Genomic DNA, 20,584 nt, shown 5'->3' with positions numbered 1-20,584 from the left:
ATTCTTCAAAACCTAGTAATCCTGAATCAAGTAAAAGTTCATCTGTCTCTGATTTTAGCACAGATGGTTCTACAACAAACGTCCCAACACAAAACAGCGCTGCAAGTGGTCAAGGTCAGCAAATGTGGGGTGGCCGCTTTAGTGAAGCCACCGACAGCTTTGTTGCGGCTTTCACAGCCTCTGTGGGCTTTGACCAACGCTTTGCTCGTCACGATATCCAAGGCTCGATTGCTCATGCAACGATGCTAAAAGAATGCGATATTTTGACCGCTGACGAAGTGGCCACTATTATTGATGGTCTTCATCAAGTGCTGCGCGAGATTGAGGCTGGAGAATTCAACTGGTCAATCGCGCTCGAAGACGTCCACATGAACGTCGAATCACGCCTCACTGACATCATCGGTGCGGTTGGCAAAAAGCTCCATACTGGTCGTAGTCGTAACGACCAAGTGGCCACTGATATTCGTCTTTGGTTACGTGAAGAGACCGACAATATCATTGCGCTATTGGTGCGTCTACAAAGCGGCTTGCTAGATTTGGCTGAGCAACATACTGATACCATCATGCCAGGATTTACCCACTTACAGACCGCGCAGCCGGTCAGTTTTGGTCATCATGTGATGGCATGGTTTGAGATGTTGTATCGTGATACCGAACGTTTGGTCGACGCGCGTCGCCGCATCAATCAGATGCCACTTGGTAGCGCAGCACTCGCTGGCACGACGTTCCCAATCGACCGTACTATTACCGCTGAACTGCTTGGCTTTGAAGGTATTTGCCAAAACTCACTCGATGCCGTTTCTGATCGTGATTTTGCGATTGAGTTCACCTCTGCCGCGTCTATTCTTATGATGCATATGTCACGCATGAGTGAAGAGATTATCCTGTGGATGTCAGCGCAGTTTAACTTTGTGCAGATTCCAGATCGCTTCTGTACTGGCTCATCTATCATGCCGCAAAAGAAAAACCCTGACGTGCCAGAACTGGTCCGCGGTAAAGCAGCACGTGTCTTTGGTCAACTGATGACTCTGCTTAGCCTGATGAAAAGCCAGCCCCTCGCCTACAACAAAGACAATCAGGAAGACAAAGAGCCACTCTTTGATTGCGTCGATACCCTTACTGGCTGTTTATTGGCATTTGGTGACATGCTACCAAACATCACGCCAAATAAAGAAAGTATGCGCGCTGCTACCATGAAAGGCTATGCAACAGCGACTGACCTTGCAGATTATCTGGTACGCCAAGGCGTGGCGTTCCGTGATGCTCATGAAGTAGTGGGTAATGCCGTTGCTTTGGGTATTAAAGAAGGCGTTGATTTGAGCGATTTGTCATTGGCACAGCTACAGCAGTTTAGCGATGCTATCGGTGAGGATGTCTTTGAGTATCTCACGCTAGAGGGCTCATTGGCAGCTCGTGACCATTTAGGTGGCACTGCGCCAAACCAAGTTAAGCAAGCCGTTAGCCGTGGCCGTAGCCGCTTAGAAGTATTTGCTTAACAGCTACTCTGTGATTAAGTAGTGTATTAATCCAAAACTACAAACACCCGCATTAGTAGCGGGTGTTTTTTGTTGATGACCCTATACTAGCACTTGCAAACAATACACCAGATACCCTTTGCTAAATGGCCCAAGACCGTTATCATAGAATCATATGACCATTTGGTCTCACCACTTACTATCACGAATAAGGAATGCCTGATGACTGAGACTTTTAATCCTCAAGCCAACACTGTATTTTGCCGTAAGTACAAACAAGACCTGCCAAAGATGCCGCATCCACCTTTTCCTAATAAAAAAGGTCAAGAGCTCCAAGAAACCGTCTCTGAAAAAGCGTGGAAAGAGTGGCTAGAGCATCAAACGATGCTTATCAATGAAAACCACTTGAGCATGCTAGATCCAGCAGCTAAGAAGTTTCTGACAGAGCAACGTGATAAGTTTTTAGATAATGAAGACTATGAGCGTGCACAAGGTTGGACGCCAGAAAGCTAATCTAGCCTGACTTTGTCATCACCAATAAAAAACGCGCTATATTCAGCGCGTTCTTTGTTGATCATAAGATATTAGCTGTTATTAATTGTCTTCATTGTTTATTGAGTCAAAGTCTGCAACTGAGATGTTACTGACTTGTCGGGCAGCCAAGCGATCATTGGCTTCTTGCACGGCTTTTTCGACCATTGCATAATCCGAATGGCGTACATCTTGGCCACTAATATAGTTAATCACCAGCTCTGCTACGTTTTGAGCATGGTCACCGATACGCTCAAGCGAGCGAAGTATCCACATGATATTGATGACTTTTGAGACTTGTCTTGAGTCTTCCATAATATAGGTCATTAAAGCACGAATAGCAGATTGATATTCGTTATTGACCACACTGTCGTTACGCATGACTTCAAATGCTTGCTCAGCATTCGATTGGCTAAAGGCTTCTAATGCATTGTTGAGCATCAATCTTACCTGATTACTCAAGTGTTGCACCTCGGCATAGCCGTATGCCGATTTACCTTGTGCCGCGAGCTTGCTTGCCATTTTCGCGATTTTTACCGCCTCGTCACCGACACGCTCTAAATCTACCACCCCTTTACTGATCGACATGACCAAGCGCAAATCACTGGCGGCTGGCTGACGCTTTGCAACCAATAATAAAATATGTTCATCAAGCTCAACCTCCATCCGATTGATATCAAAATCCATATCAATGACTTCTTGTGCCAATGTCTCGTCTTTGTCGATGAGCGCACGAATGGCTTTGGCTACTTGGTTGGCAGCACTGTCGCCCATGTACAAAAATAAACGGATGGCTTCATCAAGATCTTGGTCAAAACTTTTGGAGATATGCTTGTCACTTTGCATAAGAGGTATTCCCTAAAATCCATATTTTGGTAGCGCAGTTATTTGCTGAATCGTACGAGCTGGCTTGTGAATGAAGTCTGTTTAGACGGATGAACCATGTCGTATTTATTGGCTCACACTATTAGCCATAGCGACCTGTAATATAGTCTTCTGTCGCCTTTTGCACAGGCTTGGTAAATACTTGATCGGTCTCACCCATTTCAATCATATCGCCCAAATACATATAAACCGTATAATCAGACACGCGCGCGGCTTGCTGCATGTTATGAGTGACAATAGCAATGGTGTAGTCGTTTTTTAGGTCTTCAATCAAATCTTCAATCGCGCCAGTCGATATGGGATCGAGCGCTGATGTCGGCTCATCAAGCAATAAAACTTCAGGCTTGGTCGCGACACTTCGAGCGATACACAGACGCTGCTGCTGACCACCTGATAGCGACAGTCCCGATGCTTTGAGCTTGTCTTTTACTTCTGGCCACAATGCGGATTTTTTTAGTGCCCACTCTACGCGATTGTCCAGCTCAGCTTTGCTGAGTTTTTCATACAGTCGTACCCCAAAAGCGACATTGTCATAGATAGACATAGGGAACGGTGTTGGCTTCTGAAAAACCATGCCGACTTGGGCACGTAGCAAGTTTACATCGATGTCTCTACCCAAGATATTATTACCATCAAGGTTAATGATGCCTTCTGCTCGCATACCTGGATATAAATCATACATACGGTTGAAGGTACGTAACAGCGTAGACTTACCGCAACCTGATGGACCAATAAAGGCTGTGACTTTTTTATCAGGGATATCGATATTGATGTTTTTTAATGCTTGGAAATCACCGTAATAGAAGTTTAGATCTCGAACCTCCATTTTTGCGGTAGGCATGTTTTTAGGCAAATCATGCAGCGTTTGTTTGGTCAGGCTGGCAGTATCGGGTTGCTGCATTTGTGTGCTCGTAGACATGGATCGATTCAATAAATTGCCAGTTGTCGTATTGAATGTATCAACCGTGCTTTTGGTGCGTGTTTTGCTTGCGACGTCATTCATCATATTATCCAACCTAGCTTAATTGATTTCGTATAAGTGTGAGTAAATGCTTGGTATCTTGGTCTCTTCGTGCTGTGTCATCTGACATCAGGCTTTATTTGACCTGACCTCGATTGCCTATGAATCTTGCCAAAACATTCAATACCAAGACAGATGCTGTAATCAGAAGCGCCGCGGCCCACGCCAATGTATGCCAATTATCATAAGGACTCATCGCAAACTGATAGATGGTATTGGGCAAGTTGGCAATCGGCTGACCCATATCGGTACTGAAGTACTGGTTGTTAAGCGCCGTAAATAGCAACGGTGCAGTCTCACCAGTGATTCGGGCAAAAGCCAATAACACCCCTGTCGTCAGACCCGCTTTGGCAGCCTTGATCGTCACTTGCGTTACCAATTTCCACTTAGGTGTGCCCAGTGCATAAGCAGCTTCACGCAAGCTATTAGGGACTAAATTTAGCATGTTTTCAGTCGTACGTACGACGACAGGGATGACAATCAATGCCAATGCCAACGCGCCTGCCCAACCAGAGAAGCTCTGACCTTTTACCATTAAAGCATATATGAATAGACCAATGACAATTGAGGGTGCCGATAACAAGATATCGTTTAAAAAACGGGTGACCTTGCCAAGCATACTGCCTTTAGAAAACTCAGATAAATAAATACCGGTCATGAGACCAATGGGCGCACCGATGAACAATCCTGAAAACGCTAGCATGACTGAACCAACAATCGCATTGCGTAGACCGCCTGGGCTCATCGGTGGCGGTGTATCAGCCGTAAATATCGGCAGCTGCACTATGCCTTGAAAGCCTTCAACAAATAAAGTCACCAAAATCCATGACAACCAAAACAACCCAAAGATCATCGCTGACATCGCAAAGCCTAAACCCAACTTATTGGTCCAGCGGCGCTTGTTGTACAGGCTTTGGTTATAACGCCCAGCGCTGCTTGGCTTATTAGGCATTGGGGCATTGATCACATTGTTAGCAGGCATAATATTTAGTTCCCATATCTTTTATCAATATCTATCAAGGTCTAATGACTCCGTTTGGAGCTAATCAGTTGCCTGCTTTGTGATCCATGCGCATGAGCATTAATTTGGCTAAAGACAACACAATGAAGGTGATGACAAACAAGATTAAGCCTAAATGTAATAAAGACGCCAGATGTAGCTCGCTCGATGCTTCAGCAAACTCGTTGGCCAAGGCTGAGGTAATGGTCACGCCTGAGGTAAACAGGCTTGGGCTGATGTTAAAGGCATTACCAATCAAGAAGGTCACTGCCATGGTCTCACCCAATGCACGGCCAAGCCCCAAGATAACGCCGCCAACGACACCGGCTTTGGTATACGGCAAGATAATCTTGAACATCACTTCCCACGTCGTCGCGCCCATACCGTAAGCTGACTCTTTGAGTAGATCTGGCACAACAGAGAAAACGTCACGCATGGTGGCAGCGATAAACGGGATAATCATAATGGCCAGTACCAAAGAGGCGGTAAACATGCCCAAACCCATAGGCGCGCCCTCAAACAACTTACCAACGATAGGCAATGGGCCAATGTGCTCGATGAACCATGGCTGAATGTGATCGCCAAAGAATGGCGCAAATACAAACAGTCCCCACATACCATAAATGATAGAAGGGATACCAGCCAATAGCTCAATGGCAATACCGAGTGGTTTTTTGAGGAACTTAGGACACATTTCGGTCAAAAATATGGCAATCCCAAAACTGACAGGAACGGCGATCGCAATGGCGATAAATGACGTCACTAAGGTGCCATAAATAGGTGCAAGTGCACCGTACTCATTGGCGACCGTGTCCCAATTGTTACTGGTATAAAATCCAAGGCCAAACGTTTGGATACTTGGCCAAGCACCAATAATGAGAGACACCAAAATGCCCCCTAAAGATAGGAGCACCAGTATGGCAAACGCTTTAGTAGAGTTGACAAATAAAGCATCGTAACGTTTTTGTTTAGCCAGTTGGGACCTTAAGTCTGTCATAAGTGTCTCAGCATTGAATGGGTGAATTCAAAAAACCAGTGTGTACATCTTGTCTTATAACAGTAAACTCAACCCATATAATCATTGATGGCGGTTCTCAAATATACCCATCATTACTATCAACATTATGGTCAAATTTGCTGTGATAAAACCTCTCAAACCACTACCGGAGAATAGTGATTTAAGAGGAGATTTATAAAGTTATGAAACAATGACTAGCGTAGGAATATTACTGTGCAGGCTTATAAACAGGCTGACCATCGCTACCTTTAACATCGTTCCATTTCGCTTTGAATAAGGCCACTGCTGTATCAGAGAATGGCACATAGTCTAGTGACATGGCGCTGTCATCACCTTGAGTGTAGGCCCAATCAAAGAAGTTCAGTACACCAGCTACTTGCTGCGGATTCTCTGGTTGCTTATGTACCAAGATAAAGGTCGCAGCAGCGATAGGCCATGCTTGCGCAGTCTCAGAGTTAGTGATGACTTTATAAAAACCTTCTTGTTGTGACCAATCAATGTCACCTGCAGCAGCAAAGGTTTCAGCAGATGGCTGAACGATGTTACCAGCGGCATTTTTTAGTGCCGTATGTGACATTTTGTTTTGCTTAGCGTAGGCATACTCAACGTAGCCGATAGAGTTTTTCATACGGTTTACGTAGCTTGAAACCCCTTCGTTACCTTTACCACCTGCACCAGTCGCAGACGTTGGCCATTTAACCGTTTTATCAACACCAACTGTGTCTTTCCAATCTGGTGAGACTTTGGCTAGATAATCAGTAAAGTTAAAAGTCGTGCCTGAACCATCTGAGCGGAATACCGTGGTAATAGCAGCATCAGGTAGCGTTAAATCTGGATTCATAGCAGTGATAGCAGGATCGTTCCACTTGCTAATTTTACCTAAATAAATATTGGCTAGCGTTTCACCATCTAACTTCAATGCACCAGGCTCAATACCGTCGATATTGACGATTGGTACAACACCACCGATAACTGTCGGGAACTGGATAAGACCAGATTCTTCAAGCTCTTCAGGTGTCAATGGCGCGTCAGAGGCACCGAAATCAACTGTTTTTGATTGAATTTGCTTGATACCACCAGATGAACCAATCGACTGATAGTTGACTTGGCCGCCGGTAGCAGCATTGTAGTCATAAGACCATTTGGCATAAATAGGTTGCGGAAATGATGCACCTGCACCCGTGATATTCATGGCGATATTTTCAGCAGATTTAAAACCTGAAGTAGTAGAAGGTGTCGTTTCAGTTGTCGTGACAGCGCTACTGCTCGTGTCAGCAGTGGTTTCTGCTGTCTCTGTTGATTTATTACACGCCGTGAGCATCAATGTACAACTAACAGCCACTGCCAATAACGAATAACGCATGTAGAGCTCCTAAAGTTTAACAACGGTATGAAAAAGCATCGTTTGTGATATGCATGCTATCTTGCCAAATCTTTATGACAGTTTCATGACAGTTGTCACAATCTTTCATTCGCTTTACATAATATTTAGGTAGCACTGCTATATTTTTAATAAATACATATAATATCAATATCTTATAGCAAACACCCTAACATAACCGTACTCATGCAAACCATCAGATGCCATCTTAAGTTGCCATATACTTAGCTAAATACTATTGGCCGTTGGTGCAGAATTTTGTTAGTATGAAGAAGATTTACAACACTGACAGACTCGGGGTGCGGTGTGTTATTGACTGACTAATAGTTGGTTCTAATACATTCGCTGAGAGATCACCCGCCGAACCTGATGCGGTTAGTACCGACGCAGGGAAGTCTTAAGCACTTTGTTATTTATGACAAGGGACGCGTAGAAATACCTTTTTATCATCACTACTGTCTTCATATGCGTAATGCATGACTAGATAGCGACGATCGATACAAAGCTGCGTCTGATATTTGATGACCAATACCTGCGACGATATTTTTGGTTGCAGGCTTGTACTCACAATATAAACTTGTCTAAATGATGGATGCTACCTCCGCAGATACTGGCGGTGTTGATTTTATTCAAAAACCAACACGCTAGGACAGCATATGACTATTTCAGACACCATCTCAAAAACTAATGCCGCTCAAACCCATACTCCAGCCAGTGCCTCACTCAATACCACTGACAGCAAAGCGGATAAAAAAGCAAACGCCTTAAAAACACCTGCTCACCGCGATCAGACAGACGTGCGCTTTGAAGAAGATGCGCGCGACTTACACCGTATTTTGCCCGCGTCTCGTAAAGTCTATATCGAAGGCTCACGCCCTGATATTCAAGTACCCATGCGCGAGATCACGCTTGACCCTACCCCTGTGCAAGGCGTGTCTGAGAACGAATGGGAACAGAACCCACCCTTTTATGTCTATGACACCTCTGGCGTTTATACCGATCCTAACGTTGAGATTGATTTGACCAAAGGCTTGCCAAAGCTGCGTGAAGGCTGGATAAACGAGCGCGGTGATACCGAACAATTAAGTGGCTTGTCTAGCGCTTATGGACTGGCTCGCGCTCGTGACATCAGCACTGCTAACCTTAGATTTGCTCATATCGACAAACCGCGCCGCGCCAAAGATGTCGATGGCAAAACTGGCAACGTCACGCAAATGTACTACGCACGTCGCGGCATTATTACCCCAGAGATGGAATATATCGCCATTCGTGAAACGCAAAAGCAACACGCATTGACTGACATGCGTCAACACGACGGTGAGAGTTTCGGTGCCAATACACCCAAAATAATCACTCCTGAATTTGTGCGTAGCGAAGTGGCGGCAGGTCGCGCCATTATCCCCAACAACATCAACCATCCAGAATCTGAACCGATGATTATTGGGCGTAATTTCTTAGTGAAAATCAACGCCAATATCGGTAACTCAGCGCTTGGTTCTTCTATTGATGAAGAAGTGTCAAAAATGACGTGGGCAACACGTTGGGGTGCGGACAACATTATGGATTTGTCGACTGGCAATCATATTCACGAAACCCGCGAATGGCTGATTCGTAACTCGCCAGTGCCGATTGGTACTGTCCCGATTTATCAAGCACTAGAAAAAGTCGATGGCGTGGCTGAAGACCTGACGTGGGAGATATTCCGCGATACGCTCATTGAACAAGCCGAGCAAGGGGTGGATTACTTCACCATTCATGCAGGTGTACTATTGGATTATGTGCCAATGACTGCCGGACGCCTAACCGGTATTGTGTCACGCGGCGGCTCTATCATGGCGCAGTGGTGCATGGTGCATCAACAAGAAAGCTTTTTGTACACGCACTTTGAAGACATCTGCGAGATTATGAAAGCTTACGATGTCGCCTTTAGCTTAGGTGATGGTCTGCGCCCTGGGTGTTTACAAGATGCCAATGACGAAGCGCAATTTAGCGAACTCAAAACCTTGGGTGAGCTGACCAAAGTGGCGTGGGAGCACGATGTGCAAGTCATGGTTGAAGGACCAGGCCATGTCGCCATGAACCGTATTAAAGAAAATATGGATTTGCAGCTTGATCTGTGTGCTGACGCGCCATTTTATACGCTAGGGCCTTTGACGACTGACATTGCACCCGGCTATGATCATATCACCAGTGCTATAGGTGCTGCGATGATTGGTTGGTTTGGCACTGCCATGCTCTGTTATGTGACGCCAAAAGAACACTTGGGTTTACCTAACAAAAAAGACGTTAAAGACGGCATCATCACTTATAAGATTGCGGCTCACGCTGCTGATCTGGCTAAAGGTCATCCAGGTGCACAGGCACGTGACAATGCCTTATCTAAAGCCCGTTTTGAATTCCGCTGGGATGATCAGTTCAATCTGGCGCTCGATCCAGATACAGCACGTGAATTCCATGATGAAACGTTGCCAAAAGATGCACACAAAGTTGCTCATTTTTGCTCAATGTGTGGCCCTAAATTCTGCTCAATGAAGATCACTCAAAACGTGCGGGATTATGCGGCGGGGCTCAAAGCCTTATAACTAGGTATTAAACTTAACCCAATAGATAAAAATAAAAGCTGCCTTTTTAAGGCAGCTTTTTTACTTTTGCAAACAATTAAATTTTAACAAACTTTTGTGTATAAAATATAGACAAATTCATAGAATAGAGTAATATACTGGTCAATTAGTAATCAAATGTTACTTAAAAAACCCATTCTCTTAAGGTTCCAGTATGAATCATGTCTACCGCGTTGTCTTTAATCGTTCATTAGGTGTTTATCAATGCGTGTCTGAGCTTGCCAAGTCTCGTGGCAAGTCATCAGGTAAATCACAAGTATCTACTAAGCTCATACTTGCTCCATTAGCAGTAGCTATGCTTGGATTGTCGGGGACGGCCATAGCGGCTGATGTTGTAATCAATGATGGACAGCGGACAGAGTATCAAGACGATGTTGCTATTAATGGTAGTGTTTTGATAACGGGTTCAGGCACTGTTATTACAGCGCCAAACCATCAAATTAACTTCGGTGCAAATCCAGATGGTCAAATTTTGGTTATAGATACAGACGTTTTTATTAAAAATAAGGCCGCTGTAGAAGCAGGTGTCAGTAGTACCGTAGGAGTGAGTAGATTTAGTAGAGTTACTGTCGATAACGCCTCATTAAATGCACCAGCTATAGCGATAGGGGGGCTCGTTGATGGTGAAGTTAACGTTATCAACAATGGAGAGCTAAAGGCTACCGATAAAGTAATATTAGGCTACAGTCCAAACACTACAGGACGTTTGAATGTAGATACCTCAGGCAAGGTTACGACAAATAATCTGATCATTGCCGACGCTGCAGATTCAGTAGGCAACGCGGTCATTGATGGTACTGGAAGTAATTTAACTGCTCAAAATAATACCTTTGTCGGTGATAATGGTATAGGTAGTCTCTCCGTTCAAAATGGTGGTGAACTTACTAGTAACACTCTAGTCGTTGCTAATGATATAGGTTCTTCGGGAAGCAATGTAGTTGTTAAAGGTGTAGGATCAAACATCAACGTTAAAGATAGTTTTTTTATAGGAACAACTGAGGATGGTTCATTAAGCATTAACGGTGCAGGGGCTGTTACTAGCGACAAAATATCTGTAGGCGATCTATCAAAGGCTAAAGGTACCCTTTCTATTACTGATTCAAATTCTGTAGCTAATGTTACTTCAAGTCTAATAGTAGGGCGAGAAGGCTCAGGAATTATAAATATTACAAACAACGCTACACTAAATTCTAATAATGCTGATTTAGCTCAAGAAAGTAGCGCTCTAGGCGAAGTAAATCTCTCTAACGGTGGAAAGTGGAAAAACCTAGATACCATTATAGTGGGTGTCGAAAATATAGGCACTATCAATATGACAGGGCAACAATCTCAGATTGAGACCAGCGACCTTTTAGTTGGAGGCGTTAATGGTAAAGGAGTCGTAAATATTAGAGATAAAAGTAGTCTGAAAGTTGACCGAATCACTCAAGTTGGCGGTTTTGACCAAGATAGTCAAAACGCTATTGGAGAGTTAAACATTGATAATGCAAGAGTCGAAACTCTCGGAATGGTGGTCGGTGCATCTGGTAAGGGTACTGTTGATGTCAAAGAAGGTGGTATCTTGTCTGTAAATGATTTAATTACTGTTGGTAATGAGTCAACAGGAAAAGGCACTATTAATTTAGATGGCGGTTCAAAATTTTTTACGAGTAGCATCGATAGTGAGCGACTCGTAATAGGCAGAGAAGGCAAAGGCATCGTAAACATTAACAACACTTATGATGTTGATGATGGTGCTTGGTCTATTGGAATGGAGATCTCAGAAGATACTATTATTGGTGATACTACAACAGGTATCGGTGAGCTCAATATTGATAGTGCTCTTGTCGATGCTGGTAACCTTATAGTTGGTAATGAAGGGTCAGGGACTCTAAGGGTCGTTAATGATGGATTTTTAGCGGTTGATAATATTTCGCGCGGTGTCGACTCGACACTTTCTGATGTTTATTTTGATCGTGCAGATTTAACTATTGGAAATGACCAGCCAAATCTTTTTGCCAACTTTACCGACAAGCAGCCCATCAAAATAGGTTCAAACGGTCTAATATTTGATGTTATTGATAATGATGTCACGATTAACCCAAATGCTGTACTGATGGGTAATGTAGGCGCTGTGGATTTTGAAGCAGTCAAAGGAGGGTTCGCTAAAGTTGGTACTGGGACTTTGACGATGTCTGCTAATAGCAAGCAATGGACAGGCGAAACTTTAATTACTGAGGGTATTCTGAAGTTGAACGGCGACTATACTATGGCGACAAATGACACGCTAGGTATTGCCCTTGATATCGAAGATGAAGGTAATCTAGAGAGTTATGGTCAATTAGTCGTTAATGGTAATGCTGATATCAGCAAAGGGGCTTTAAAAGTTTACGCTTCTGAAGCTATCGCAGGCATGTCTGGTAGTAATGAGTGGAAAAATATCGTTAGCGCAGACAGTCGTACTGGTGAGTTTGTATCAGTCAGCGATAACAGCCCACTGGTCAGTTTTTACGCAGATTACAGTGACGCTAATGCTGTACATTTAAAAATGGGTACAGCACCAGTTGAGCCTGAGACACCAGTAGTCACACCTGAACCACCAGTAGTCACGCCTGAACCACCAGTAGTCACGCCTGAGCCACCAGTAGTCACACCTGAACCGCCAGTTGTTGATACCACGTTTGTAGAATCAGTAAATACTCAGTCTCAACGTAATGACGTAGGCATCGCCTATGTATTAGACAAAGCCATTCAGGACCGTGTGACAAATGGTGACAATGTATTGGCTGATAGCTTGATTAACTCTACCATCAACTTCAATCAGGCTCAGCTTGCGACAGCTACCAATCAGTTACAGCCATTATTTATGGGTGCAACCAGTCGTATCATCACTGATGCTAACTATGCAGTGACTGATGCTATCAACGAACATAGCCAGACTACCCCTCAGCGTAACCTTTGGGCTCAACTGCTCGGTAATGACAGTAGCCATGATACCGAAAACGGTATTACTGGCTATGACTCTGAAGGATACGGTGCCATTGTAGGATTAGACACACCTGTCAATAGTGATTTAAACCTAGGCGTTGCTTTCTCCTACATCAAGAGTGATGCAGATACCGACGGTACTAGTCTTGATCAGGAGCTAACTACCAAAAACTGGCAAGTATTGGGATACGGTAATTATACTGTAAGCGAAGCAACTGCTCTAAACTTCCATGCAGGTCTAGGTAACAGTGACGTTGAAGGTGAACGTCGTATGACCATATTGACAGATGCTATTGCAAGCTCTGATTACTCTGTTGATACCTTACAAGCAGGACTAGGCGTTGATCATCGTATTGGCACTCAGCAGCGTAATGTGACTCCGTTCGCCCAAGTGAACTATGCGCGTGCTGAGAGCGACAGCTATCGTGAAACAGGGGCTGGTGTATATAACTTAAATGTCGATGAAAATACCTATGAGTCAATGCGTTGGACTGCAGGGCTGCGTTTGTCACAAGCATTGACACCAACGCTTGCACTCACTGGTCAATTGGCAGCAGCTATTGAAAATGGTGATCGCCGATCTGATATTACGGCAAGCTTCATCAGTATGCCTAATGATGAATTCACTACCATTGGACAAGAAGTTGGCCGCGAAATTGGTATTGCAGGTATTGGTTTGAGCTACACACCAACTATCAATACTAAGCTATCTGTAGGTTATCGTGGTGAGTGGCGTGATAACTATGACAGTCAAGGCGCAAATATTTCCTTACAAACGACTTTTTAATAGTTAATACTGCTGCAGAATAAAAAAGCTTGAATCTAATTATCTTAGGTTCAAGCTTTTTTTATGCGTCTAATTTATTGTAAATTTCGTTATTTTTAACCTAAACTTTCGACGCCTGATAAATCTCTTCGATAGAGGTGTTGATAGTGTCAGCAAACTCGCTATCGCTTTGCTGTTTACTCAAACCTTCGGTGAAGGCACGTGAGAAGCTGGCAATCATACCGGGGTTTTGCTTGAGCTTAGCGCATGCGTCACTACGGCTATAACCACCCGATAGTGCCACTACTTTTAATACATTAGGATGGTCAATCAATTCTTGATAAAATCCCGCTTCCTCTGGCAATGTCAGCTTAAGCATGACTTGTACGCCGTCACTCAAACGTTCAAGATTGCGCAAAATATTGGTTTTGAGTATGACTTCGCATTCGTGCTTATTGCTACTGTTGATATCCACTTCTGGCTCAACGATTGGCATTAGACCTTTCGAGATGATTTGTTTGGCCACATCGAACTGCTGCTGTACGACCAGCTCAATACCATCGACGTTTGGCTCATAGATAACAGAACGCATTTTGGTACCAAATACCGGATAGTTTTTTGCTTTGTCTAATAGCAAGTCTAGATTTGGTATCGGCTTCATCACTTGCACGCCACTCATTTGCTCAGCCAAACCCTTATCTACCTTCAGAAATGGCACGATATTTTTATCTTCCCATAGATAATTGGCGGTTGGCTTACCATTGATTTCACGCTCCATGGTGTCTTCAAACAAAATCGCGCCAAGTACCCGTTCATTATCAAAAGCCTTGCACGTTATGATACGAGCACGCATTTCATGCACCATATCAAACATGGCCTCGTCATTATCGTAATCATCACTACCCACGCCATAAGTTTCTAGCGCCTTAGGTGTACTGCCCCCACTTTGATCGAGCGCCGCGATAAAGCCTGAACTGTTTTTTATGCGCTGTAATTGCTTTTCATATTCCATTGAGAGTGCATCCTGTTTTTATTGATTAAAGTTAAACGTTATAGATTGAGCTTTTGTTAGCTTATACAAATCATGCTATTTTTAGATAACCTTACCATAGGATGCTTTGTCTGCCTATATGGGATACGTGAGCATGGCCTAGATATTTCGATGTGTTAATTTATTAGATATCCATTAACGACACCCTAAATCTATCACGCCAAAAATAGTACCGCCACACAACAAACAGCCAGCCCCAATCCCAGCATGTTGACACGATTAAGCGTCTCTTTAAACACCCCAACCCCTATCAATGTTGCCACGGCGATGACCCCAACATTCATACCTGTAAAGACGATACTGGGCGATTCGTGCAATACCTGGTGAGCGCGTACATAGGCATAAATATTCCCCATGTTTAGTGCGCCCAGTAATACCCCAGCTGCTAGTGCATTGCCTTGCCAGCGCACTCGCGTGACGAGCAAATAGATAAAGAGCAGCAAACCGGCCAGACCAAAACTGAGGAACAACGTCAGTGGAAACGCAGTACCATGTTTGGCGACCTGCTTAAACAATATGTCAATGATTCCGTAGCCCGCCAACACGCCAAAGAGCCACAATGGAGTCTGTTTTGCCTGGGCAGTAATACTGTGCTGCTGTGGCCGATAGATCAATGCGCCCAATGCCAAAAAGCCTAGCACCAACCCAAACACACGCGTACCCGTCAGTATCTCACCAAAAAATAAAAAAGCGGCCACAATCGGAATAATGAGAGACAAACGCTGCGCGGCATCAGTTGCGACCATACCCACTGATTCAATAGCACGTCCAAGAATAATGAACACCGCTGGCAGTAGGATACCAAGGGCGATGACAATACCCCAAGCACTTCCAAGCGCATTGATACTACTAAGATCAGGCTTTAGCAAAAACCAAGTGAGCAAAAAGGCAATTGGGTAACCGGCAACGATGGTCTGACGGATGTCTATGTTTTTCTGTCGTAATATTTTTAGAAGTACTGAAACGGCGACACTACATAGCACCGCAATGGTTAAATACATCATACTTTTTGCCTTATTATGCTTTGATATTTTATGCCAATTGATGTGAATACCAAATCTGCCATCACAACTAAATTGAAACAAAATTTGAAATGTAGCAATATATTCATTATAGAGCCAGACATTTCTCAGTGCTCAAAAGATAAAGTGCCAGATAGTGTCTGCTACGTTCAAATTACAATTAGCCTGCAGCTCTACTGGGTAATTTTGCTAAAATAGCGGGTAACCCCAATCACAAAAGTAAAGATTTGAGATAACGAGTCCTCTCGTTCATCTTGACGTACTGCTATTGATGTTTTATGACTGCCTATGAATGCTCTATTTCGCTTTTTCGAAAACCGTCTGCCCGCCTTTCCTGATACCCCTATGCCATTGCCATCACCTCGTGATGGTATGCTCAAGTTTTTGTGGGCATGTACCACTGGACTGCGCGGCTGGCTACTGATTTTCATGATTTTGTCCGCTGGTATCGGCATTTATGAGGCCATGCTATTTGCTTGGATTGGCAATATCGTTGACTGGCTGGGCGTATATACGCCGCAAAATTTATGGCTAGAAAAAGGCGATATGCTGCTCCTGATGCTCGCGGTTATGATAGTCAGTCCGATATGGATTGCCTTATCGTCTTTTATCCATTTTCAGACCTTGCAAGGCGTGTTCCCCATGCAGATGCGCTGGCGTTTTCATCAGCGGATGCTGGGTCAGTCCATGCAGTTTTATCAAGATGAGTTTTCGGGTCGAGTCTCAGCCAAAGTCATGCAGACGGCTCTAGCCGTTCGCGATACGGTGATGACTGTCACCGACATGTTCATGTATGTCTCTGTGTATTTTATCACCTCAGGGGTGATTTTATTTAATTTAGACAGCCTGTTACTTATTCCTTTTATGATTTGGTTGGTTTTGGTTGCGATCACTATTTGGTACTTTATCCCTAAACTCAAGGAGACGGCCATAGTTCAAGCAGATGCGCGCGCGTTGATGACGGGGCGCATCACCGATGCGTATGCCAATATCATGACCGTTAAACTGTTTAGCCATTCGCGTCGTGAGCTCGGCTATGCCAAAAATGCCATGGGACAATTCCTAGGCACTGTCCATGCACAAATGCGCTGGGTCAGTTATTTGGAAGTATCCACGCATATGATTAGTGTGATTTTGGTCAGTAGTACGGCCGGTATTGGGCTTTATTTATGGCAGCAGGGCGCCGTTGGTGTTGGTGCGATTGCAGCAGCGACCGCCATGGCACTACGCCTAAATGGATTAACACGCTGGATCATGTGGCAGACAGCCAGTTTGTTTGAAAGTATCGGTACGGTACAAGATGGTATGCGCACGTTGTCGGCGCCGCAAACGATTGTGGACAAACCTAATGCGCCAGCGCTTGCTGTTACGGACGGTCGCATCGTATTTGACCATGTTGATTTTAGCTATGAAGGGGATGAGGACGAGAGTATAGACGGAGCGCCTCTTGATGCTACTAAGCATACGCCAACCGCATACACCAAATTATTAGACGATTTTCACCTCGACATCAAACCCGGTGAAAAGATTGGTTTGGTCGGACGCTCAGGTGCTGGTAAATCAACGCTCGTTAATTTATTACTGCGCTTCTTCGATGTCGATAGCGGTAAAATCCTGATTGATGGTCAAGCTATCGATGCCGTTACGCAAGAGTCGTTACGCAGTCAAATCGGTATGGTGACTCAAGATACGTCATTGCTACATCGTACTGTGCGTGAAAACATTGCCTATGGTCGTCCTGATGCGACGGATGCAGAAATTATGATAGCGGCCAAACAAGCGCAAGCGTGGGATTTCATCAAAGACTTGTATGATGACAAAGGCAACGTCGGCCTTGATACCCAAGTCGGTGAACGCGGCGTCAAACTATCTGGCGGTCAACGTCAGCGTATCGCCATTTCACGTGTTATGCTAAAAAATGCGCCCATACTACTCTTGGATGAAGCGACCAGTGCGCTAGATTCTGAGATCGAATATGCTATTACCGAGAGCCTAAACGATATCATGACCGGCAAAACCGTCATCGCTATTGCGCATCGTCTCTCTACCATTGCCGCGCTCGATAGACTGGTTGTCATGCATCAAGGTCGCATCATCGAGCAAGGCAGCCATGATGAGCTGTTGGCATTAAATGGCGTCTATGCCCGACTGTGGCAGCGTCAAAGTGGTGGTTTCTTAGGTGAAGACAACTAATACTCATCAAGAAAAATCACGATAAAACAAATCGCAACAATAAGTCACAAGGAAGTGTCTATTTTATGGAAGCATTCACAAACAGCATTGATATTGGCGGAAAACAAGCACGCTATTATAATCTTAGCCAATTTAATCAGCCATTAGAATCCAGCACTACCCCACGCGCGCCAGCACATTTTTATAGCGGTAATAGTTTTACCGTTGGTACCTATACGCCACTATTAAGTGAGCTGGCGACTGAGTTTGATATCAGCTCCCTCGCCCTGCGTGGCTACTGGTATGACAAACCTCAAAGCCGTCGCCTTACGCGTGAGCAAGATGCCGACATGCTGATTGAGTTCTTAGAAAAAACCCAAGACAACCCTGTCGTTGGCATTGGTCATTCGCAAGGCGCAACAGCTACCGCCATTGCAGCAGCCAAACGTCCAGAGTTATTTTCGCAGCTGTATCTCATAGAGCCTGTGACCTTTACCAAAAACCAAGCCACCTTATATAACTTATTACCGCGTAAGCTTTTGCTGAACCGTGAGCCTTTTAAAAGCACGTTAATCAAGCAATCTACTTGGCCGAGCGTCCATAATTACTATGAGAGCCTACGGGCGCAGCGAGCCTATAAACGTATCAGCGATAAGCATTTGCAAGTGTTTGCCGAGCAAAGCTTGAGCAAAAATAAAGATGGTCGCTATACGTTGATATTCGCGCCTGAGCAAGAGCTCGCCAACTATTTTGGCGCACCTCATATTGATGCGGCGCTCAAAAAACTGCACTGTCCGTATACCTTGATTACGGGTAAGCCTACCTTATTCATTAATAACAAAGTGCGAAAACAATGGCAAAAATTTGTCCCAAATAGCAGTATCATCTCGCTGTCAGATTACGGTCATCTTTTGCCAATGGAGGCGCCTGAACTGTGCGCTAGGATCATCAATGAGCATTATCAAAACAGCCAATAAGGACTTAAGACGACTAACCTATGACTGATCTCTTTGCCCCTGCGCCCACCGATAATTTACTACCCTATGATGGTAATGTGAACGATTTAGGGGTAATTATCGATGACGCCAACACCCTTTATAACACCTTACTCACCGGCCTTCCTTGGCAATCAGATATCGTGACGTTGTTTGGTAAGACTCACGTGACGACTCGACAAATCGTCTGGATGGGAGATACAGAGGCAGACTATCAATACTCAGGGCATGTGCGGCAAACAGTGCCATGGTCAAGTACAGTGTTCCACGTGAAACAGTATATTGAGCAAGCTTTAGCAAAAACTGGGGTTATTGCCCATTTTAATACTTGCTTGCTTAACTATTACCCTTCTGGTGTTGATGGTATGGGCTATCATGCAGATGATGAAAAAGAGCTGGGTACTCAGCCAGTTATCGCCTCGCTATCTCTTGGTGCAACACGAAAATTTGTGTTTAAACATAAAAAAACTCAAGATAAAGTTGAATTTTATCTTGAGTCTGGTCAGTTAGTTGTGATGCATGGTGACACACAAACCTTTTGGAAACACACCATTACGAAAACTAAAAAAGTCTCAGAAGGGCGTATTAGCCTGACGTTTAGGCAGATGGTTTTGAGCTAGTCAGCTTTCAAAACTATCTTGCCAAAGGCGTCGCCTTTTTGCAGCTCATGGTGAGCGGCAACGACTTCAGAGAGTGGATAGATTTTTTGAATCTTTAGCGTCAGCTTGCCATCAGCGACTTGCTGCAAAACACGCGCCATATCTTCACCATTACGTTGCGACTTATAACCGGCCACATTTAAGTTCTTTTGACTACCCGCTTCTTTGAGCTTATCTACCCAAATGGTGGGTAATACATAGACATGCCCTTCGGGCTTGATCACGCTAAGCGCTCGTATACCTGCATCACCGCCCACCAAATCTAACAGCACATCCGCTTGCAGCTCAGGGAACGCCTCATCCTTAGTATAATCAATCCAGCCAGTCAGCTTAGATACATCTATCAATTCATCAAGCTTGGCGTACTTTTCCGGCGAGCAAATTACCGTTACTTTGATATTATCTTGCGCCACTTTATTCATGAGCAATTGAATCAATAAATGTCCGACGCCGCCTGCTGGCGCATTGATCACCACATGTTCGCCTGCTTTTATATCCGCAAAATCCACAAACTGTAACGCCGTCTGGCCGATACAAGGCAATGCCCCTGCTTGCTCTAATGTGACATTTTCTGGCACTTTTGCGAGTAGCTTGGCATCTACTGCCGCATATTGTGCATAGCCGCAACCGCTAAAACTCAAAGCGGCCACTCTATCCCCGATAGCAAACTCGTCGCTATTACTGCTGACTACTTCGCCTGCTACATCAAAACCTAAAATTGCAGGCTGGTCATTGTCGAATTTTTCTTTTTGGATGGCAGCCGCTCCCCAACCCTTACCTTGACGTGTTTTATAATCGACAGGGTTGATGCCAGCGTAGGCAATTTTTATTAATACTTGGTCTTCCACCAATTCTGGCATCGCTACACCATCTTGATATTGCATCACTTCAGGCGCGCCAAATTCACGTATGAGCACCGCATGCTGAGTATTTGGTATTTGATTATTAGACATCGTTATATATCCTTATATGTTATCGGACGATTTATTTTGCGCCCATTTTTTGATTGACACTTTATTT

15 protein-coding genes and 1 riboswitch are annotated in these 20,584 nt (G+C 44.4%); of the genes, 7 read left to right on the top strand and 8 right to left on the bottom strand.

Annotated features, from left to right (window positions below):
- The first annotated feature begins 122 nt into the window (after positions 1–122).
- Together argH and IP485_RS04185 are read left to right on the top strand one after the other, a co-directional pair.
- Complete coding sequence (argH, locus tag IP485_RS04190; protein ID WP_198326459.1) at positions 123–1,496, top strand: argininosuccinate lyase; 1,374 nt, start codon at positions 123–125, stop codon at positions 1,494–1,496.
- Between the two features lie 201 nt (positions 1,497–1,697).
- Entirely contained in the window at positions 1,698–1,988 is a 291-nt protein-coding gene (locus IP485_RS04185) for an oxidative damage protection protein (RefSeq protein ID WP_194363410.1), read from the top strand.
- A gap of 81 nt (positions 1,989–2,069) precedes the next feature.
- Here the strand turns inward: IP485_RS04185 and phoU are convergent, their stop codons facing one another.
- From phoU to pstS, 5 genes are all read right to left on the bottom strand, one after another.
- Complete coding sequence (gene phoU / locus IP485_RS04180; protein ID WP_198326163.1) at positions 2,070–2,852, bottom strand: phosphate signaling complex protein PhoU; 783 nt, start codon at positions 2,850–2,852, stop codon at positions 2,070–2,072.
- A 121-nt stretch (positions 2,853–2,973) separates the two neighbouring features.
- Complete coding sequence (pstB, locus tag IP485_RS04175) at positions 2,974–3,894, bottom strand: phosphate ABC transporter ATP-binding protein PstB (protein ID WP_198326458.1); 921 nt, start codon at positions 3,892–3,894, stop codon at positions 2,974–2,976.
- Between the two features lie 94 nt (positions 3,895–3,988).
- Complete coding sequence (gene pstA, locus IP485_RS04170) at positions 3,989–4,894, bottom strand: phosphate ABC transporter permease PstA (protein WP_197174824.1); 906 nt, start codon at positions 4,892–4,894, stop codon at positions 3,989–3,991.
- A gap of 64 nt (positions 4,895–4,958) precedes the next feature.
- On the bottom strand, positions 4,959–5,909 hold the full coding sequence (gene pstC / locus IP485_RS04165; RefSeq protein ID WP_197174825.1) for a phosphate ABC transporter permease subunit PstC: 951 nt from the start codon (positions 5,907–5,909) through the stop codon (positions 4,959–4,961).
- 229 nt (positions 5,910–6,138) lie between these two features.
- Positions 6,139–7,293 (bottom strand): phosphate ABC transporter substrate-binding protein PstS, encoded by a 1,155-nt coding sequence (gene pstS, locus IP485_RS04160; protein ID WP_197174826.1) that lies wholly within the window; start codon positions 7,291–7,293, stop codon positions 6,139–6,141.
- A 303-nt stretch (positions 7,294–7,596) separates the two neighbouring features.
- A riboswitch (TPP riboswitch) is annotated at positions 7,597–7,721 on the top strand.
- A 246-nt stretch (positions 7,722–7,967) separates the two neighbouring features.
- Between pstS and thiC the strand changes: the two genes are divergently transcribed.
- Together thiC and IP485_RS04150 are read left to right on the top strand one after the other, a co-directional pair.
- Positions 7,968–9,893: a phosphomethylpyrimidine synthase ThiC gene (gene thiC / locus IP485_RS04155; RefSeq protein WP_198326161.1), complete on the top strand. Its 1,926-nt coding sequence runs from the start codon at positions 7,968–7,970 to the stop codon at positions 9,891–9,893.
- Positions 9,894–10,086: 193 nt separating this feature from the next.
- On the top strand, positions 10,087–13,686 hold the full coding sequence (locus IP485_RS04150; protein WP_198326159.1) for an autotransporter domain-containing protein: 3,600 nt from the start codon (positions 10,087–10,089) through the stop codon (positions 13,684–13,686).
- Between the two features lie 100 nt (positions 13,687–13,786).
- On the opposite strand, the gene IP485_RS04145 is transcribed toward IP485_RS04150, so the two are convergent.
- Both IP485_RS04145 and IP485_RS04140 read right to left on the bottom strand, forming a co-directional pair.
- Positions 13,787–14,677, bottom strand: a complete 891-nt coding sequence (locus IP485_RS04145; protein ID WP_198326156.1) for a fructose bisphosphate aldolase — start codon at positions 14,675–14,677, stop codon at positions 13,787–13,789.
- 194 nt (positions 14,678–14,871) lie between these two features.
- The gene (locus tag IP485_RS04140; RefSeq protein ID WP_198326155.1) at positions 14,872–15,720 is read right to left on the bottom strand and encodes a DMT family transporter; all 849 of its coding nucleotides are present in this window, start codon (positions 15,718–15,720) and stop codon (positions 14,872–14,874) included.
- A 306-nt stretch (positions 15,721–16,026) separates the two neighbouring features.
- Between IP485_RS04140 and IP485_RS04135 the strand changes: the two genes are divergently transcribed.
- From IP485_RS04135 to IP485_RS04125, 3 genes are all read left to right on the top strand, one after another.
- Entirely contained in the window at positions 16,027–17,931 is a 1,905-nt protein-coding gene (locus tag IP485_RS04135; RefSeq protein ID WP_198326153.1) for an ABC transporter ATP-binding protein, read from the top strand.
- Positions 17,932–17,996: 65 nt separating this feature from the next.
- Entirely contained in the window at positions 17,997–18,887 is an 891-nt protein-coding gene (locus tag IP485_RS04130) for an alpha/beta fold hydrolase (protein ID WP_198326151.1), read from the top strand.
- A 20-nt stretch (positions 18,888–18,907) separates the two neighbouring features.
- On the top strand, positions 18,908–19,525 hold the full coding sequence (locus IP485_RS04125; protein ID WP_198326149.1) for an alpha-ketoglutarate-dependent dioxygenase AlkB family protein: 618 nt from the start codon (positions 18,908–18,910) through the stop codon (positions 19,523–19,525).
- On the opposite strand, the gene IP485_RS04120 is transcribed toward IP485_RS04125, so the two are convergent.
- Positions 19,522–20,517 (bottom strand): NADP-dependent oxidoreductase, encoded by a 996-nt coding sequence (locus tag IP485_RS04120; RefSeq protein WP_198326148.1) that lies wholly within the window; start codon positions 20,515–20,517, stop codon positions 19,522–19,524. The genes IP485_RS04125 and IP485_RS04120 overlap by 4 nt on opposite strands.
- Between the last annotated feature and the right edge of the window lie 67 nt (positions 20,518–20,584).

Origin of the sequence: Psychrobacter sp. NG27, from assembly GCF_016106655.1 — a bacterium.
Lineage (GTDB): Bacteria > Pseudomonadota > Gammaproteobacteria > Pseudomonadales > Moraxellaceae > Psychrobacter.
Note: the sequence above shows the minus strand (reverse complement) of the source record. Positions and strands in the feature narration are given on the sequence as shown.

Bases quoted from the DNA above. Each gene is read 5' to 3' on its own strand.
- IP485_RS04185 (WP_194363410.1), top strand. From the start codon at position 1,698: ATGACTGAGACTTTTAATCCTCAAGCCAACACTGTATTTTGCCGTAAG.
- pstS (WP_197174826.1), bottom strand. From the start codon at position 7,293: ATGCGTTATTCGTTATTGGCAGTGGCTGTTAGTTGTACATTGATGCTC.
- argH (WP_198326459.1), top strand. From the start codon at position 123: ATGTGGGGTGGCCGCTTTAGTGAAGCCACCGACAGCTTTGTTGCGGCT.
- pstA (WP_197174824.1), bottom strand. From the start codon at position 4,894: ATGCCTGCTAACAATGTGATCAATGCCCCAATGCCTAATAAGCCAAGC.
- pstC (WP_197174825.1), bottom strand. From the start codon at position 5,909: ATGACAGACTTAAGGTCCCAACTGGCTAAACAAAAACGTTACGATGCT.
- IP485_RS04150 (WP_198326159.1), top strand. From the start codon at position 10,087: ATGAATCATGTCTACCGCGTTGTCTTTAATCGTTCATTAGGTGTTTAT.
- IP485_RS04135 (WP_198326153.1), top strand. From the start codon at position 16,027: ATGAATGCTCTATTTCGCTTTTTCGAAAACCGTCTGCCCGCCTTTCCT.
- thiC (WP_198326161.1), top strand. From the start codon at position 7,968: ATGACTATTTCAGACACCATCTCAAAAACTAATGCCGCTCAAACCCAT.
- IP485_RS04125 (WP_198326149.1), top strand. From the start codon at position 18,908: ATGACTGATCTCTTTGCCCCTGCGCCCACCGATAATTTACTACCCTAT.
- IP485_RS04130 (WP_198326151.1), top strand. From the start codon at position 17,997: ATGGAAGCATTCACAAACAGCATTGATATTGGCGGAAAACAAGCACGC.
- pstB (WP_198326458.1), bottom strand. From the start codon at position 3,894: ATGAATGACGTCGCAAGCAAAACACGCACCAAAAGCACGGTTGATACA.
- phoU (WP_198326163.1), bottom strand. From the start codon at position 2,852: ATGCAAAGTGACAAGCATATCTCCAAAAGTTTTGACCAAGATCTTGAT.
- IP485_RS04145 (WP_198326156.1), bottom strand. From the start codon at position 14,677: ATGGAATATGAAAAGCAATTACAGCGCATAAAAAACAGTTCAGGCTTT.
- IP485_RS04120 (WP_198326148.1), bottom strand. From the start codon at position 20,517: ATGTCTAATAATCAAATACCAAATACTCAGCATGCGGTGCTCATACGT.
- IP485_RS04140 (WP_198326155.1), bottom strand. From the start codon at position 15,720: ATGATGTATTTAACCATTGCGGTGCTATGTAGTGTCGCCGTTTCAGTA.